This is a genomic window from Pseudomonas sp. D1HM, from assembly GCF_019266105.1.
Lineage (GTDB): Bacteria > Pseudomonadota > Gammaproteobacteria > Pseudomonadales > Pseudomonadaceae > Aquipseudomonas > Aquipseudomonas taetrolens.
Map to the genome: position 1 here is coordinate 307587 of NZ_LRMN01000006.1, position 16502 is coordinate 324088.

Below are 16502 nucleotides of genomic sequence, written 5' to 3' on the forward strand. Positions count from 1 at the left end.
CTGATCCACACCCTGGTGGCCGGCGCTACGCTGCTGTGCATGTTGCTCGCCGGTGTCGCCATCGGCGAAACCGCCATTGAGCCGCGTGTGGTGCTGCAGGTGCTGGCCAACAAGCTGTGGAGCGCCGGGCATGTGCTGGACCCGATTGACGAAGGCATCGTCTGGAACTACCGGCTGACCCGGGCCCTGGTGGCTGCGGCCTGCGGTGCGGGTCTGGCCACGTGCGGCGTGATCCTGCAGTCGTTGCTGCGTAATCCGCTGGCCGATCCTTATCTGCTGGGTATCTCCGCCGGGGCTTCGACCGGCGCGGTGCTGGTGGCGCTGCTGGGTTTGGGAGCCGGGGCGATCTCGCTGTCTGTGGGGGCCTTTGCCGGTGCCCTCGCCGCCTTCGGCCTGGTGATATTGCTGGCCCGTGTCAGCGGGCCGGCCAGCGGCACCGGGCAGATCATTCTCGCGGGTATTGCAGCCTCGCAGCTGTTCAATGCCATCACCGCCTTCTTGATTACCAAATCGGCCAGCGCCGAACAGGCCCGCGGCATCATGTTCTGGTTGCTGGGCAATCTCAGTGGCGTACGTTGGCCCTCCGTAGGGCTGGCGGTGCCTGTCGCGCTGTTCGGTCTGGCGGTTTGCCTGTGGCATCGACGCGCACTGGATGCCTTCACCTTCGGCGCGGACTCTGCGGCTTCGCTGGGCATCCCGGTGCGGCGGGTGCAGTTTACGTTGATCAGCTGCGCGGCACTGGTCGCCGCCGTGATGGTGTCCATCGTTGGCTCGATTGGTTTTGTCGGGCTGGTCATCCCCCATGCCGCCAGACTGTTGCTGGGTACCGGCCACGCGCGCTTGCTGCCGGCCAGCGCCCTGGGCGGGGCTTTGTTCCTGATCGCCGCCGACATCCTGTCGCGCACCCTGATCAAGGGCCAGGTGATCCCGGTTGGCGTGGTGACGGCACTGGTGGGCGCCCCGGTATTTGCCTTGATTCTCATTGGCCGGAGGAATGCCCGATGAATGCCATCGCGTCCCAGGTAGATGAAGCTGTGCTGAGTTGTCGAAACCTGGGGTACCGGGTTCGCGATGTTGAACTGCTGCACGGCATCGACCTGAATGTCCGGCGCGGTGAGACCCTGGGGATTGTCGGGCCGAACGGTGCGGGCAAGTCCACGCTGCTCAAGTTGCTCGCCGGTTTGCGTGCGGCCAGCCACGGCAGCGTCCAGGTGCAGGGGCAATCGCTCAAGCATCTGTCCCGACGCAGCATTGCGCAAATGCTCGCGGTGGTTGAGCAGCAGGCCGACACCCATGATTCGATCAGTGTCTTCGACGCGGTTGCCCTGGGCCGCACGCCCTGGCTCTCGGCGCTGAGTCCGTGGTCGAGCAATGACGATGCCATCGTGCAGCAAGCACTGCGGGATGTGGATGCCACACATTTGCGCAGCCGCACCTGGGGCAGCCTCTCGGGGGGCGAGCGCCAGCGTGTACATATCGCCCGGGCACTGGCCCAGCGTCCCCAAATCCTGTTGCTGGATGAGCCCGCCAACCACCTGGATATCCAGCATCAGCTGGCCATTCTCAAAGGCGTCCAGGCCCTGCCGGTGACCACATTGATTGCGCTGCATGACCTCAATCAGGCATTGGGCTGTGATCGCCTGGCAATCCTCGACCGGGGGCGGCTGGTGGCCCTGGGCGAACCACTGGCCGTGCTGACGCCACAGCGACTGCTGACCACGTTCGGTGTGCAGGCGCATTACCTGACCGACCCTTTTGACGGCGCGCAGATTCTGCGATTTCGTTCCTCTTGATCGTTTTTATGGATAGCGACACATGCGAATTTCTTCTCTGACACTATTACTGGCCTCGGCCATTCTTTGCACGCCTGCCCTCGGACAAGTCCATGAGGTGAAGATGCTCACCCGCAGCGCTCACGCGGGCATGGTGTATGAGCCGGACTACCTGCAGATTGCCCCCGGTGATACGGTCAAATTCATCCCGACCCAGAGCGGTCACAACGCCGCCAGCCTGCCGGGCGTGCTGCCCGAAGGCGCACAGGCGTTCAAGGGTCAGATCAACCAGGAGACAGAGCAGACCTTTACCGTCCCGGGCCTCTACGGCATCCAGTGCATTCCACACCTGGCAATGGGCATGGTGATGTTGATCCAGGTCGGTGAACCGTCAGCGACAGCCCCTGTGTTGCCTGCCACGCTGCCCAAGCGTGCGCTGGATCGCCTGAACCTTGCCCTTCAGTCCCGCCAGGTCGCGAAATGACCGCCGTTGCCAGCCGTTGCGCGCTGTTGATTACGCTCGTCAGCCCGATGGCCATGGCCGACTCCGATCAGTCCAGCGCCAACGGTTTTATCGAAGACAGTACCTGGAGCGTGCTCAATCGCACGGTCTACGACAGTCGTAAATACCGCCACGGCGACCGTAACGGTGCTGCACGCAATGCTTACAAGCCTCGCTCAGCGCGCAATGACGCCGCCGAAGAATGGGCCTACGGGCTGATGGGCACCTGGCAGTCGGGTTTTACCCAGGGCTTGATCGGGGCAGGCGTCGATGCCCACGCCTACCTCGGGCTCAAGCTGGACAGCGGCGGTGGCCGGGCTGGCAAGGCGCGCCTGCTCAGTCTGGATAATGACGGCCACCCCAAGGACGATTACAGCCGAGGGGGCGCCGCATTGAAGCTGCGCATGTCTTCCACGGTTGTCTCTTACGGCGAGCAGCGGGTGAAAACACCGGTGTTCAGCTCATCTGACAGCCGATTGCTGCCAGAAACAGCGACCGGTGTGTTCCTCACCAGCAACGAGTTCAACCACCTGAAGATGGTTGCCGGGCACTTCACCGAGAACACCGACCGCAACGCCAGCAGCCATAACCAGGGCTTTGCGGTGAATTACTCGAATGCACTCAAGGGCGATGCATTCGACCTTGCCGGGCTGGTGTACACCCCAGACAAACACCTCAGCGCCAGCCTTTATAGCTCGCGCTATGAAGACACCTGGAACCAGCATTACCTGGGCGGTACCTTCAGCCACGTCATTGACGATAACCGTTCACTGACCTTCAACCTCAACCTTTATCGCACCACGGATGAAGGCAAGGCACTGTCAGGACGCATCGACAACACCACCTGGAGCTTGCTGAGCACTTATGCCCAAGGCCCGCACAGCTTCAGCCTGGGTTATCAGAAAGTCCACGGTGACACCCCGTTCGACTACGTGACCCGCGGCGCCATTTACATCAGTAACGCGCTGCAATTGTCTGACTTCAACGCACCCAACGAGCAATCGTGGCAAGCACGCTACGATCTTGCAATGACGCCCTGGGGCATGCCGGGCCTGATCTTGAGCGCGGCTTATGTGCGCGGCAGCCAGATCGACGGCAGCCATGTGGACCCTCGTGGCGGTTATGCCTATCTGGGTTACGGAAAAGGAGGCAAGCACTGGGAGCGGGATCTGGAAGCACGCTATGTGGTACAGAGCGGTGCCGCCAAGGGCGCGGTCGTGTCGTTGCGACACAACGTACATCGGGGAAACACGGCTCAGGCAGAGCTGGACACGGATCAGATCCGCCTGGCCGTTGAATACCCGTTGAGTGGACGGTTCTGACCTGTCAGGCGACTGGCAGGCGGCATTCCATGTGGGTGGTTTGCCATACCGGATCGGCTTCCACATCAACCACTGTAAAGCCCTGCCGTCCCCAAAACTCAATGGCGCCGGGCAGAAACGGATGAGTGTGCAGGTACATCACCTCAACCCCGGCGTCGACGGCCAGCGCTTGCACTGCGCGGTACAGCGCTCGTGCCAACCCCGCGCGACGGTAGTCGGGCAGCACAAACAGGCGCACCACCTCCACCACCCTGGCGCCACGATAATCGAGCTGCGCAAAGCGCCGGTCGTAGGGCAGATAGCCGATTGAGCCGATTATCCTGCCGTTTTCCACGGCGATCAGAAAACGCCCCTCGCCCTGCAGGTACACCTGTCGAAAATCAGCCAGGTCAGCCGGCAAGTCCCCGGCACTTAGCGCCGGGAACAGTGCGGCCCGGGCCTGCATGACAAAGTCCAGAACATCAGGAACCTCGGCAGGCGTCACTGCGCGGATCGTGTGCAGGCCCATGTCCGGTTTACCGGTCAGTGCATGGCACCGTGGTCATGGTGGTGCATGGGCATGCTGTTGAGGGCACGGGCCTTGGCCGTGACTTCGATCGACTCTTTCTCGCCCTTGGCATTTTCAACCACCAGGGTCAGCGGTACATCCTGACCATCTTTGATCTGCCCGACCAGGTCCATCAACATCACGTGATAACCCTCAGGGTCAATGTTGACGGTCTTGCCGGCCGGCAACGCCACGGAGGCCACTGCCTTCATGCTCATGACGTCGTTTTCCATCGTTGACTGATGGATTTGCACCGTTCCGGCAACCGGTGATTTGACTTCGATCAGCTTGCTGTCAGTGGTCGAGGTGATGTGCATGAACGCACCGCTCGAGGGCTGCCCCGCGACCGTTGCGCGGACCCAGGCATCCTCCACCACTGTTTGTGCAGAAACCTGCAGGCTCATGCCCAGCAACGACAGCAACAGGTATTTAACAGGCTTCATGGCTTTGTCTCTCGCAAGGTAGGCGTTGATTAGCAGACCGACATCACGGTCAGCAGGTCTTCGGTGCACTGTTTGGCCGAGAGCGAGGGCGAGAGGCCCAGGCGCAACACACCGCGGGAGTCAAAGACGAAACTGGTCGCGGTGTGGGACATCGTGTACGAGGAACCGGTCGGGATCTTTTCGTAGAACACCTTGAACTCTTTAGCCGTTGCCGCGGTTTCTTCCAATGTACCGGACAGGGCGATAAAGCTCGGGTCGAAGGCTTTGACGTAGGCATCGAGCATGGCCGGCTTGTCGCGCTCCGGATCGACGGTGATAAACACCACCTGCAGCCGGTCACCGTCCGGGCCCATCATCTTCTTGATCTGCGCGGCGCGGGCCAGCGCCGTCGGACACACGGCCGGGCACTGGGTGAAACCGAAGAAAATCATCGGCATCATGCCGCGGAAGCTGCCCAGCATCATTTCGTTGCCATCGGCATCTCTGAGCTTGAACTTGCGGCCCAGGATTTCATTGCTCAAATCTTTACCGTACTTGTACGACAAACCACTGCCTGGATCGCAACCCGCGAGCAGACCGAGACTGAGCAAGCCAAGACCTGCCACGACGTGGCGGCGAGTCAGTAATTCATTCATGGAAGGTTCCTTTAAGCGGCCCTGCTCCGAAGAGAAAGCCTTTGCCCTGCGCACTGTGTGGCAGGTGTGTACGTGTCCTGATCAATGGCTGGCCATTTCAAGAACGCACGATTGCTGTGGGGTCACGCGTTTCATGGGCGCTGAATTTACCACTCTCCCCCCGTGTGCGCACGGCGAGTGCGCCCCAAACCGGTGCGCCTATAGGCGGTCAGCCAGTAAAACCGGGCGACACAGCGCCGCTGCGTCAAATTGCCTCAGTCCGGCGGTGTCATCGGTGCCGCCCTGAAACAGGCCGTTCAGAGGATCCGGTACAGCAGGCGCTCGATGCGAACCCGGCTGACCCGTCGCAAGAACCTGGCCACTGCTGGCGGGTAGTCGACCAGTGTTTCCAGATCCTTGAAACTGCTGATGCGCTGGGTATGGACAAAAATGGCCTCCAGCTCCTTGCTCCGGGGTTCCAGCAGTTCACGCCGCGGGTCATCGATCAACAGGCCGTTTTCCAGATCAAGCCGGAAGGCCCGCGGGTTCAGGTTGTTACCGGTCAGTAACGTGTAGCGATCATCCACCCACATGCCTTTAAGGTGATAGGTGTTGTCGCCGTCACGCCACAGGTGCAGGTTCAGCAAACCGCTGTCGATCATGCGCTGATGACGTTTGGCAAAACGGCGCAAGCTCAACTCATACAGATACGGCAACGCCGCGATCACTTTGAAGGGTTCGCTCGGCGGCATGTAGAAGTCATTGGCTGTCTTGTCACCGACCACGATATCGATTTTCACCCCGCGCTCCAGGGCCCGATTGATTTCACGGGTCACCGGTAACGGCAGGTTGAAGTAAGGCGTGCAAATGTTCAGTTGTTGCTGGGCGCTGGCAATCAGTTCACAAATTACCCGGCTCAGCGGGTTGTTCTTGCCCACGCCCAACAGCGGGCTGACTGACAGGCCAAAGTGGCCAACCGTACCGCCGTGGGTGTCATAGCTGGCTTTTTTCAGGCGGCTGCGCAAATCGCCGATGGCACTGCGCAAGCTGCGGGTGCTGGGCAACGAAGGCAGATCAAGGCGGTGCACGGCCTTGGTGGCGAGCAGGTTTTCCTGGATGAAACCCTGCATCGAATCCGCCAGCGCCTTGTTTTGCAGCACGTGGTAGCGGTCAAAACGGTATTTGTCGAACTTGTGCAGGTACACGTTGTTCAGGCTGGCACCGCTGTAGATGACGCAATCGTCAACGATAAAGCCTTTAAGGTGCAGCACCCCGAACAGTTCCCGGGTTTGCACCGGCACGCCATAGATCGGCACTTCGGTATCGTGGGCTGCGGTTTGCGCCTGGTACCAGGCCGCATTGCCCGGCTGTTTGCCAGCCCCGATCAACCCGCGCTGGGCGCGCAGCCAGTCAACCAGTACAACGATTTCCAGTTCGGGGCGTGCTGCCTTGGCCGCGTGCAGGGCATCGAGGATTTCCTGTCCGGCTTCGTCCTGTTGCAGATACAAGGCCACCAGCGTGATGCGATGACGGGCCCCGGCAATTTTTTCCAGCAGGCAACGACGGAACTCGGCCGCACCGGACAAGATGCCAAAGGCATCGGCGGACAACGGAAAGCTGCGTAATTTGGGCAACAAGGAACGCTTGAAGAACGACGGCATAGGGCTCGCTAAGGGTCGAATGCGAAGAGCCCGAAAGCTTACACGATTTTTGCGCGGGCTTGCTCGTGATGCAGGCTGCGCGGCAACCATGCTGTCACGAGCAGACTCGGTGTTTACAGTGCCGTTGAACCTGCCGCCGGCTTCAAGGCCCACACCCGGGCGATATCCCGTGCCCGGTCTGTCAGCAATTGTGCGGTTCGGGTGCAGGCTTCTTCGAGCGTCATCGGGCCGCTGGTCAAGGCAAACGCCGCATTCACTCCGTGTTGGTACATGCTTTGATAGCCCTCACCGAGCGTGCCGGCCAGGACGATAACCGGTACGCCCTGCTGCTGTGCAATGCGGGCCACCCCGAAAGGCGTTTTACCGCGCAGGGTTTGCGCGTCAAATCGCCCTTCGCCGGTAAACACCAGATCGGCCCCTTTGACCGCGTCTGCCAGCCCTACCAGCTCGGCGACCACCTCCACACCCGCCCGGAATTGCGCACCAAAAAACGCCTTGGCAGCAAAACCGAGGCCTCCGGCGGCACCCGATCCCGGCTCTTGACGGACATCCCTGGGTAAGACCCGCGCACAGTGATCGGCAAAGTGGCCCAGCGCTCGGTCGAGTTCAAGCACCTGCTCGGGAGACGCGCCTTTTTGCGGGCCGAAAATCGCCGAAGCACCGTGATCGCCACACAGCGGGTTGTTGACGTCGGCGGCGATTTCAAAGCGTACGTCGGCCAGGCGAGTATCCAGGCCTGCCAGTTCAATACGCGCCACCTTGGCCAGGGCCAGACCGCCACGCGCCAGGGCGTTGCCTTGATCGTCGAACAGCCCCAGGCCCAGCGCCTGCAGCGCACCCGCGCCAGCATCGTTGGTGGCACTGCCGCCGATGGCCAGGATAATGCGTTGCGCGCCTTCGTCGAGCGCCGCCTTGATCAACTGGCCGGTGCCGAATGTGCTGCTGGTGCACGCATCACGCTGCCCCGGGGCCACCAGTTGCAAACCACTGGCTTCAGCCATTTCGATGATGGCTGTGCGGCTGTCAGGCAACCAGCCCCAATGCGCGTCAACCGCAGCGCCCAGTGGCCCCTGCACCTGATGGCGACGCAGTTGACCATTTCCCGCGGTGACAATTGCCTCGACCGTGCCTTCGCCGCCATCGGCCATCGGACATTTGACCAGGTGCGCACCGGGCAATGCTTCGGCCAATCCTTCAGCAATGGCATCGGCCACCTTTATGGCGCTCAGGCTGTCTTTGAACGAGTCGGGGGCAATCACGATTTTCATGGGCGAGTCTCCAGTTCTTATGCTGTCCATGCTGCCAGTAACCACCGCCAAACACGCCAGTCTGGTGCACAAGCATTCACAGGGTTTGTTGTTCATTGTTACAAGACCGCCGGGCTGAAGGGTTCCGGCGCCTCCACCCTGTTCGCCCGGCGGCCGAAACTGCTGACGCGAAGGGCTCTACGGCTGCATGGGCAACAACTGCACCCCCAGGTACAACGCGAGCATGCCATTGAGGCTCAGCGGGTCGACGCCACTTAACTCAGCGATACGTTCCATGCGGTAACGCAGGCTGTTGCGATGAATACCCAGGGCATCGGCGCAGGCCTGACTTTGACCATCGTGTTCACACCAGCTGCGCAGGGTTGCGATCAACTGGCCGTTGCTGTCCTTGGCCACGACTTTGTGCAAGGGCCCGAGCAACTCTTCAAGTGCATCATCATTGCGATGGCGCCACAGCATGACGGGCAACCGGTAGCGATCCAGGGGCAGCAGGCGTGACTGGGGCAACACATCTCGACCATAGGCCAGCAAGTCTCCAACCCGCCGATAGCAACGGCGCAAACCTTTAAGGGCATCGGCCTGCCCGCCCGCGGCAATACGCAACACGTGCCAGCCCTGGGCATCGAGCTTTTCGAGCAAGCGCAGATCGTCAACGGCGGCAGTTGCAGGGCGACACCAGAGCAACGAAGCGGTCGCCGGGGTCACGCACCAACTGTCCGGATAGCGCGATTGCAGCCAGGTACTCAAAGCTTCGGCACTGTGCCCCTTGCCCAACTCAAACAAGTAGGGAATCCGCGACAGCTGCGGCTTGAGCCCCAACTGCTGGGCTTCGTCGATCAGCCGCGGGGAATCCCCGCCTTCGCTCAGCAACAACGCCACCAGATCGTCGCAACGTTGTCGTCGCCACTGTTGTTCGGCCTGCTGATAACGCTGTCCGACCAGCATCTCTGCGGTCATGCGCACCAGCTCGGCGTAAGTGCGCAGCGCTTCGGGATCGCCGGTGAGCCCCAGCACGCCAATCAACCGCTGATCGAGGAGCAGCGGCAAGTTGATGCCCGGTTGCACGCCTTTCAGGCATTTGGCGGTCTGAGCGTCGATCTCCACCACCCGCCCGTTGCTCAGCACCAGCTGCGCCCCCTCATGCCGGGTGTTGATGCGATCGGGCTCACCGCTGCCCAGAATCAAGCCCTGGCTGTCCATGACATTCACGTTGTACGGCAAGATAGCCATCGCACGATCAACGATGTCCTGCGCCAAATCATGATCCAGTTCAAACATAGGGTGTCTATCCTTGGAGGCATTTGTTCACGAGCACAGGCAACCGGGGCAAAAGCTGTGCGACAGCACAAAGACAGCGGCGCCGGTGTGGCCGAGACTCACGCAGCGACCAACGTTAACTCCGGATCGCCAGAAAACATAATAAAGAGAGACATAGAATGTCACATAGCGCGAACACACCACCGATAAGCGATGACGATAAAAACGCCATCTACAAGCGCATCACCCTTCGCCTGATCCCCTTCATCTTCATCTGCTATCTGTTCAATTACCTTGACCGGGTAAACGTTGGCTTCGCCAAGCTGCAGATGCTCGACGCGTTGAAATTCAGCGAAACCGTCTATGGCCTGGGTGCAGGTATTTTCTTCATCGGTTACGTGCTGTGCGGCGTGCCGAGCAATCTGGCACTGACCCGCTTCGGCCCGCGACGCTGGATCGCGGTCATGATGATCACCTGGGGCCTGCTGTCGACCTGTCTGATGTTCGTCACGACACCCACTCAGTTCTATACCTTGCGCCTGCTGACCGGCGCGGCCGAAGCCGGTTTCTTTCCGGGTGTGGTGCTGTATCTCTCGCAGTGGTTCCCGACGTTCCGTCGCGGTCGCATCATGGCGCTGTTCATGTCGGCCATTCCTGTGTCTGGCCTGATCGGCGGTCCATTCTCCGGCTGGATCCTCAATCACTTCGCCGCAGGTCAGGGTGGCCTGGCGGGCTGGCAGTGGATGTTTTTGCTGCAGGGTCTGCCCACTGTCCTGCTGGGTGGCCTGGCGATTTTCTTGCTCAGCGATAACTTTGCCAACGCCAAATGGCTCGGCGCGCATGAGCGTGCCGTGCTGGAAGCCGATCACCGGCTGGATACCGAGCGCAAGCCGGCCACCACCAGCGACTCGCTGGGGGCCGTGTTTGCAAATCCGGCGATCTGGGCGTTTGGCCTGATCTATTTCTGTATCCAGAGCGGCGTGTACGCGATCAATTTCTGGCTGCCATCGATCATCAAGAACCTGGGTTTCAGCGATAACCTGGTGATTGGCTGGATCAGCGCGATCCCCTATTTACTGGCAGCGGTGTTCATGTTGCTGGTGGGTCGCTCGGCAGACTTGCGTAAAGAACGCCGTTGGCATTTGGTGGTACCGATGCTGATGGGCGCCGCAGGCCTGGTGATTGCCGTGAACTTCGCCACCCAGCCGGCCATCGCGATCATGGGGCTGACCCTGGCCACCATGGGCGCGCTGACAGGCTTGCCGATGTTCTGGCCAGTGCCAACCGCCATGCTCAGCGCCGGTGCGGCCGCAGGCGGCCTGGCAATCATCAACTCAATGGGGCAAATGGCCGGCTTCCTGAGCCCGTATCTGGTGGGTTTTGTGAAAGACGCCACCGGCTCGACCGACGTGGCCCTGTACATGCTGGCCGGAGTCATTGTCGGCGGTAGCCTGTTGGCGCTGCGCATGACCAAGGGCATTCGCCACGCATGAGGTGACGCACTCTGGTCGCCGTTACCGAAGGCGACGTCCAATTGCCAGGCACGCGCAAGTCCCGGGCTTTCGTTTCATCTGAAACGCTTTGCCCCGGGACTGTGCGAAGGCTGCGCTGACGGACGTCGCATTCCGCAATATCTACGCGCTACACATTCGGATTTGCCCTACAACCCTCTGAGCCTCAAGCTACGCACTTCTAATAATCAAAATGCGTGTTTCAACGAGGCTGTTGTGTCTAAAGGTATTGTCTTATCGGTTCTGGCATCGAGCCTGTTCGGTGTCATGTATTACTTCACGTCCCTGCTCTGGCCCTTGAGCGGTGAAGATATCTTCGGCTGGCGGATGCTTCTGACCTTGCCCTGCATGACCCTGTTCATGTGTTTCTCAGGCGATTGGCGACGGGTGCCCGTGATTTTCTCCCGCGTGCGTCAGCAACCCGCGCTGTGCGGCGTGCTGATCGTGTCCAGTGCGCTGGTCGGGGTGCAACTGTGGCTGTTCCTGTGGGCACCGCTCAACGGGCACAGTCTTGATGTGTCGCTGGGGTATTTTCTGTTGCCGCTGACCATGCTCGTGACCGGGCGTCTGGTGTATGGCGAGCATTTGTCCCATCTGCAAAAAATCGCCGCGGCGCTGGCCATCCTCGGCGTCGCCAACGAGGTCTATCGGGTCGGGGGCTTCTCCTGGACCACGCTGGTTGTCGCCATCGGCTACCCCCTGTATTTCGTACTGCGCAAACGGGCAAGCACTGACAACCTGGGCGGACTATGGATCGACATGCTGTTATTGCTGCCGATTGCCTGGTGGTTTGTGCAGAGTGGCGAGCAAGGGTTTGATGTGGCCAGCCACCGACCTGCGTTATACGCGTTGATTCCGTTGTTGGGCGCCATCAGCGCGCTGGCATTGATCAGCTACATCCTGGCCAGCCGGATGCTGGCATTCAGCCTGTTCGGCTTGCTGAGCTATGTTGAGCCGGTATTGCTGGTCTTTGTCGCATTGCTGTTGGGCGAAAGCATCAGCGCGGGCCAATGGTTGACCTATCTGCCGATATGGCTGGCGGTGATGGTGCTGGCGTTCGAGGGATTCAAACATCTGGTACGTCAACGCAGACCTGTTTAGGTCTGTGCTGAAACAGAGCGTGCTGCAGGCGCCGAGCGGCTTGAACCCCTCTGCCCTGCACCCGCAGCCTTATGTGCACCTACCGTTGATCTTTTTTTCATCCAGCACGAACGCCTGTTTAAAACGGCTTTGGCCCAGTATTTGCTTGGATAATTTCAGGTTGATGGTTTTTGCCAAGAGTTTAGGCCAACTAATTGGTTTAAAAGACATTTGCCAACGCCTCCCAACAGCCTCAAGCTATGTACCCACTCTAAACGAGTAACGTAGTAGATCCATTGAGGTTGTTGTGTCCAAAGGCATTGTTCTATCGATTTTAGCTTCCTGCTTGTTCGGCGTTCTGTATTACTTCACTTCCCTTCTTTGGCCCCTTGATGGCCAGGAAATCTTCGGCTGGCGAATACTCATTTCGCTGCCCTTCATGACACTCTTTATCTTTCTTTCAGGCGACTGGAAATGGGTCCCCCTCATATTTCAGCGTTTGCGCCAAACCCCGCTCTTGATCCCGTGCGTCATGCTCACCAGCTTTCTGGTCGGCCTGCAGCTGTGGATGTTTATGTGGGGGCCGCTGAACGGGCATGGTCTTGATGTGTCGCTGGGTTACTTCCTGCTGCCACTGACGATGATTCTTACTGGTCGTATCGTTTACGGCGAACACCTGTCGCACCTGCAGAAAATAGCCACCGCGCTCGCCGTCATCGGCGTTGCAAACGAGTTGTATCGCACGGGCGGTTTCTCCTGGACCACGTTGGTGGTCGCCATTGGTTATCCAATGTACTTCGTACTGCGCAAAAAGATCGGCATCGACAATCTGGGCGGCCTGTGGCTGGACATGCTGTTGATGGTGCCGGTGGCCTTGCTGTTCGTACTGGCTGGCGGGCACAACGACCTGGGTGAACAGCGCGAAGCTTTGTACGCGCTGGTGCCATTGATGGGCATCATCAGTGCGGCTGCGGGCTTTGCCTATATCCTGGCCAGTCGCCTGCTGCCGTTCAGCCTGTTCGGTCTGCTCAGCTACGTGGAGCCCGTGCTGTTGGTAGCCGTCGCCCTGTTACTGGGCGACAGCCTCGAAGAAGGCCAGTGGCTGACCTACGGCCCGATCTGGCTCGCCGTTGGCGTGCTGGTCATCGAAGGCTTGAAGCATGTAAGCCGTCAACGCCGCTCGATCTGATTCAAGCCGGTAACCACAGCCTGAAACGCGCCCCACCCAAGGGCGACTGCTCACTATTCAAGGTGCCGCCCTGGGCCTCCAGGGCGCGTCGACTGATTGCCAGTCCCAGCCCGAAGCCTCCTGTCGCCCGGTCACGACTACGGTCCAGGCGATAGAACGGCTCAAAGACGCGTTCACGCTCCTGCTCGGGGATGCCGATACCATCGTCATCCACACACAGCTCACACCCCTGCGCGGTGACCTTGATTTCCACCTGGATGCGTCTTTCGCAGTAACGCATGGCATTGCGCAGCAAGTTTTGCAGGGCGCGGGCGGTCAGCCGTGGATCCAGGGCAAAGCGTTGCTGGGCGCCCTCCAGGCGCACATCGAGCACGATGTCCGGGGCTTCCAGCTCTTCATCAAAACTGCCGAGGATGCTATCGACAAATTCATCCAGTGCCACCTCTACCCGGTCAGGAACCAATGCCGGGTTTTGCAGGCGACTGAACGAAAGCAGTTCAAGCACCAGCTCATCCAGTTCCCGAATATGCCCGACCAGCACCTGCAAACGCTCACGACTGGCCTCGGGCAAGTCGTCGCACATGACCAGTGCCAGGCCAAAATCCAGTCGGGTCAGCGGGGTACGCAGTTCGTGGGATACCGCATTGAGCAAGTCACGCTGCTGATTGAGCAGGTTTTCAACGTCTTGGGCCATGGTGTCAAACACCGTAGCCAGCCCGTGGATGTTGGAACTGCGCGGTATCTGGGTGCGCACGCTCAACTCTCCATGCCCGATCCGTTCGGCCGTGCGCTTGAGACGCTCCAGATCTCGCCAGTGCGGGCGCAACCACAGCAACAGGCCACCCAGCAAGGCTGCACCGATCAGTACGTTGATACTCCAGTACAGCACGTTCATATCAAACGGGTCTGGCGGCATGACCAGTTCAATGGCCTGCTTGCCGTCGAGCGGCGAAACCACCCGCGTCCGCCAGCCCCACTCGCCGATGCGCAATACACCCTGCCCTTGCTGTAATTGGCGCTGCTCTTCGGCCGTGAACCTGGGATCGGTAATGGGCAGTAAATTAACCCGCAACGGCGAAAATTGAGCGTCTAGATCCCGCGCAAGTCCTGGCCACTGCTCGGCCGGCAACGGCTGAAACTGCTTCACCAGCAAGGTCTGCATCCCGCGGGACATGTCGACGTTGTAGCTCATGAAGCGGTCGTGGAACAGGCTCACAATCAACTCGGGAACCAAATAAATGGCGGCACCAAAGGTGACTATCGTGACCAGATACAGACGAATCAGTAGCTTGAACATGGGGCTAGCATTCCCATTCCGAGCGACTGAACAGGTAACCCTTGCCCCACACGGTCTTGATCTTGCGCGCTTCGCCGGCGCAGTCATCGAATTTGCGCCGCAGCTTGGAGATCGCCACGTCTACCGAGCGGTCGGTACCATTGAACTCAATGCCGCGCAATCGCTGCAGGATCTGATCGCGGCTCAACACTTCACCGGCATGCCGGGCCAGTACCACCAGCAGGTTGTACTCACCGCTGGACAATTCGATGGCCTTTGCGCGCCAGGTCACGGTACGTTCCGACAGGTCGATGCACAGGTTGCCGATGAGGATCCTGTCGCTGGCCACTTGCGGTTCACTGAGGCTGCTGCGACGCAATAAGGTGCGAACGCGGGCTAACAGCACCCGTGGATCGCAAGGTTTTGTCACATAATCATCGGCACCCATCTCTAGCCCCAGCACCTGATCATGACTATCGTCGCGTGCAGTCAACATCAGGATCGGCAGGCTTGCAGAGTCGGCCCGCAAAAGCCTGCAGACTTGCAGGCCATCCAGTCCTGGCAACATCAGGTCAAGAATCACCAGGTCCGGGGGGTTGCTTCGCGCCCTGTCCCGTACCTGGTCGCCCCGGGCTATCACGCTCACTTGATAGCCATTGCGCTCCAGGTAGCTGGCAATCAGTTCCGAAAGTGCGACGTCATCTTCGACCAGCAAAATAGTGGGCATAATAAATGGTTACAACCGGGGGAAAACCCGAAGGATATACAACCTGATGCGAATAGGAGCGCATCCTTCACACTTTTTAACATACCTCCTACATAGCTTCACAACGCCTCTTGCGTGCTGCGCTTAGCATGCCAAGAACTTTTAAGAAACAACCTGCATATTCAGAAGGCATGATCGTTGAAAAAGCTCTTCGCCCCGCTATGTCTTACAGCGTTGGCACTGACCATCAGTGCCTGCGACAAAAGCCCCGTGGCTGAAACCAAGCCTCCATTGGTCAAGGTCCGAACCGAAGTGGTTGCCTCCGCCCCCGTGTCCATCAGTAATGAGCTGAGCGGACGGGTTGTCGCACCTCGGGTCGCGCAAGTCAGTGCACGGGTCGCGGGTGTCGTCCTCAAGCGCGTGTTTGCCGAAGGCAGCGAAGTCAAACAAGGCGATGTGCTGTTTTTGATCGATCCCGCGCCCCTCAAGGCAGAGCTGGACAGTTCGCTGGCGGCACTGCGCAAGGCTCAGGCACTGGCTAAACAAGCCAGACTGCAAGACCAGCGCTATGGCGAGCTGATTCAAATCAACGCGATCAGCCGTCAGGAGTACGACAACGCACGCGCCGTCGCTCAGCAAACCAGCGCCGATGTCGCCGCCAACGAGGCTGAAGTTCAACGGGCACGCCTGAACCTCGGTTATGCCACCGTTACCGCTCCCATCTCCGGACGGATCGGCCGGGCGCTGGTCACAGAAGGTGCGCTGGTCGGCCAGGGTGAAGTCACTGCATTGGCGCGGATCCAGCAACTGGATCCCATTCATGTCGACCTGACGCAGTCCACCCGTGACCTGGATAACCTGCGCGAATCATTCCGTGCCGGTGAGTTGCAGCAAGTGGGTAAAAATCAGGCCAAGGCCACGTTGATCCGTGACAACGGCAACCTCTATCCGCTGCCCGGCAAGCTGTTGTTCACGGATATCAGTGTGGACCCGAGCACCGGCCAGATCATCGTGCGCAGTGAATTCCCCAACCCCGACTACGACTTGCTGCCTGGCAGCTTTGTGCGTGTGCGTGTGGAACAGGCCGTCAACAAACAGGGGATCACCGTGCCGCAACGGGCGATCTTGCGCGACAGCGCGGGCATCGCCCAGGTGCTGTTGCTCGATGCCGAGAACCGGGTCAAGCAGCAGCCGGTGCAACTGGGTAACGTGTTGAATGACCGCTGGATCGTCAATGCAGGGCTGAAGGCCGGCGACCGCATCGTTGTCGAGGGCCTGCAGCACGCTCGCCCCGGCGAACACGTGCAGATCGATGACCCGACCCTTCCCCTCGCACACTCCACGGATCAGTGAG

Annotated in this window: 16 protein-coding genes; 8 read left to right on the plus strand and 8 right to left on the minus strand. The window is 59.9% G+C overall.

Annotated elements, in window-relative coordinates:
- From AWM69_RS08925 to AWM69_RS08940, 4 genes are read left to right on the plus strand one after another with little or no spacing between them, the layout of a single operon-like run.
- Complete coding sequence (locus AWM69_RS08925) at window positions 1-1005, plus strand: FecCD family ABC transporter permease (RefSeq protein WP_373274309.1); 1005 nt, start codon at window positions 1-3, stop codon at window positions 1003-1005.
- The gene (locus AWM69_RS08930) at window positions 1002-1793 is read left to right on the plus strand and encodes an ABC transporter ATP-binding protein (protein WP_131653888.1); all 792 of its coding nucleotides are present in this window, start codon (window positions 1002-1004) and stop codon (window positions 1791-1793) included. The genes AWM69_RS08925 and AWM69_RS08930 overlap by 4 nt, the downstream gene beginning before the upstream one ends.
- A 22-nt stretch (window positions 1794-1815) precedes the next feature.
- The gene (locus AWM69_RS08935) at window positions 1816-2256 is read left to right on the plus strand and encodes a pseudoazurin (protein WP_218726323.1); all 441 of its coding nucleotides are present in this window, start codon (window positions 1816-1818) and stop codon (window positions 2254-2256) included.
- Window positions 2253-3596: an OprD family porin gene (locus AWM69_RS08940; RefSeq protein ID WP_218726324.1), complete on the plus strand. Its 1344-nt coding sequence runs from the start codon at window positions 2253-2255 to the stop codon at window positions 3594-3596. Before AWM69_RS08935 ends, AWM69_RS08940 begins: the two co-directional genes overlap by 4 nt.
- A 4-nt stretch (window positions 3597-3600) precedes the next feature.
- Here AWM69_RS08940 and AWM69_RS08945 read toward each other — a convergent pair whose 3' ends face one another.
- The 6 genes from AWM69_RS08945 to AWM69_RS08970 form a co-directional block, all read right to left on the minus strand.
- On the minus strand, window positions 3601-4104 hold the full coding sequence (locus AWM69_RS08945; RefSeq protein ID WP_218726325.1) for a GNAT family N-acetyltransferase: 504 nt from the start codon (window positions 4102-4104) through the stop codon (window positions 3601-3603).
- Window positions 4105-4118: 14 nt separating this feature from the next.
- A complete protein-coding gene (locus AWM69_RS08950) occupies window positions 4119-4586 on the minus strand; it encodes a copper chaperone PCu(A)C (protein ID WP_131653892.1) in 468 nt (155 codons plus the stop codon).
- A 29-nt stretch (window positions 4587-4615) separates the two neighbouring features.
- On the minus strand, window positions 4616-5221 hold the full coding sequence (locus AWM69_RS08955; RefSeq protein WP_131653893.1) for an SCO family protein: 606 nt from the start codon (window positions 5219-5221) through the stop codon (window positions 4616-4618).
- 296 nt (window positions 5222-5517) lie between these two features.
- On the minus strand, window positions 5518-6861 hold the full coding sequence (gene pssA / locus AWM69_RS08960) for a CDP-diacylglycerol--serine O-phosphatidyltransferase (RefSeq protein ID WP_218726326.1): 1344 nt from the start codon (window positions 6859-6861) through the stop codon (window positions 5518-5520).
- Between the two features lie 113 nt (window positions 6862-6974).
- Window positions 6975-8129, minus strand: coding sequence for a glycerate kinase (locus tag AWM69_RS08965; protein ID WP_218726327.1), 1155 nt, complete (start codon window positions 8127-8129; stop codon window positions 6975-6977).
- A gap of 177 nt (window positions 8130-8306) precedes the next feature.
- Entirely contained in the window at window positions 8307-9407 is a 1101-nt protein-coding gene (locus AWM69_RS08970; RefSeq protein WP_131653895.1) for a sugar diacid recognition domain-containing protein, read from the minus strand.
- Between the two features lie 158 nt (window positions 9408-9565).
- Here AWM69_RS08970 and AWM69_RS08975 point away from each other — a divergent pair, with 158 nt between their 5' ends.
- From AWM69_RS08975 to rarD (AWM69_RS08985), 3 genes are all read left to right on the plus strand, one after another.
- On the plus strand, window positions 9566-10879 hold the full coding sequence (locus tag AWM69_RS08975) for an MFS transporter (protein ID WP_131653896.1): 1314 nt from the start codon (window positions 9566-9568) through the stop codon (window positions 10877-10879).
- Window positions 10880-11113: 234 nt separating this feature from the next.
- A complete protein-coding gene (rarD, locus tag AWM69_RS08980) occupies window positions 11114-11998 on the plus strand; it encodes an EamA family transporter RarD (RefSeq protein ID WP_218726328.1) in 885 nt (294 codons plus the stop codon).
- Window positions 11999-12284: 286 nt separating this feature from the next.
- Window positions 12285-13166 (plus strand): EamA family transporter RarD, encoded by an 882-nt coding sequence (gene rarD, locus AWM69_RS08985; protein ID WP_218726329.1) that lies wholly within the window; start codon window positions 12285-12287, stop codon window positions 13164-13166.
- A gap of 1 nt (window position 13167) precedes the next feature.
- On the opposite strand, the gene AWM69_RS08990 is transcribed toward rarD (AWM69_RS08985), so the two are convergent.
- Window positions 13168-14463: an ATP-binding protein gene (locus AWM69_RS08990; RefSeq protein WP_218726330.1), complete on the minus strand. Its 1296-nt coding sequence runs from the start codon at window positions 14461-14463 to the stop codon at window positions 13168-13170.
- A gap of 4 nt (window positions 14464-14467) precedes the next feature.
- On the minus strand, window positions 14468-15169 hold the full coding sequence (locus AWM69_RS08995) for a response regulator transcription factor (protein WP_131653900.1): 702 nt from the start codon (window positions 15167-15169) through the stop codon (window positions 14468-14470).
- Window positions 15170-15346: 177 nt separating this feature from the next.
- On the opposite strand from AWM69_RS08995, the gene AWM69_RS09000 reads away from it, so the two are divergent.
- Window positions 15347-16501 carry an efflux RND transporter periplasmic adaptor subunit gene (locus AWM69_RS09000; protein WP_131653901.1) on the plus strand — a complete coding sequence of 385 codons (1155 nt, stop codon included), beginning with the start codon at window positions 15347-15349 and terminating at the stop codon, window positions 16499-16501.
- Window position 16502: the final 1 nt, after the last annotated feature.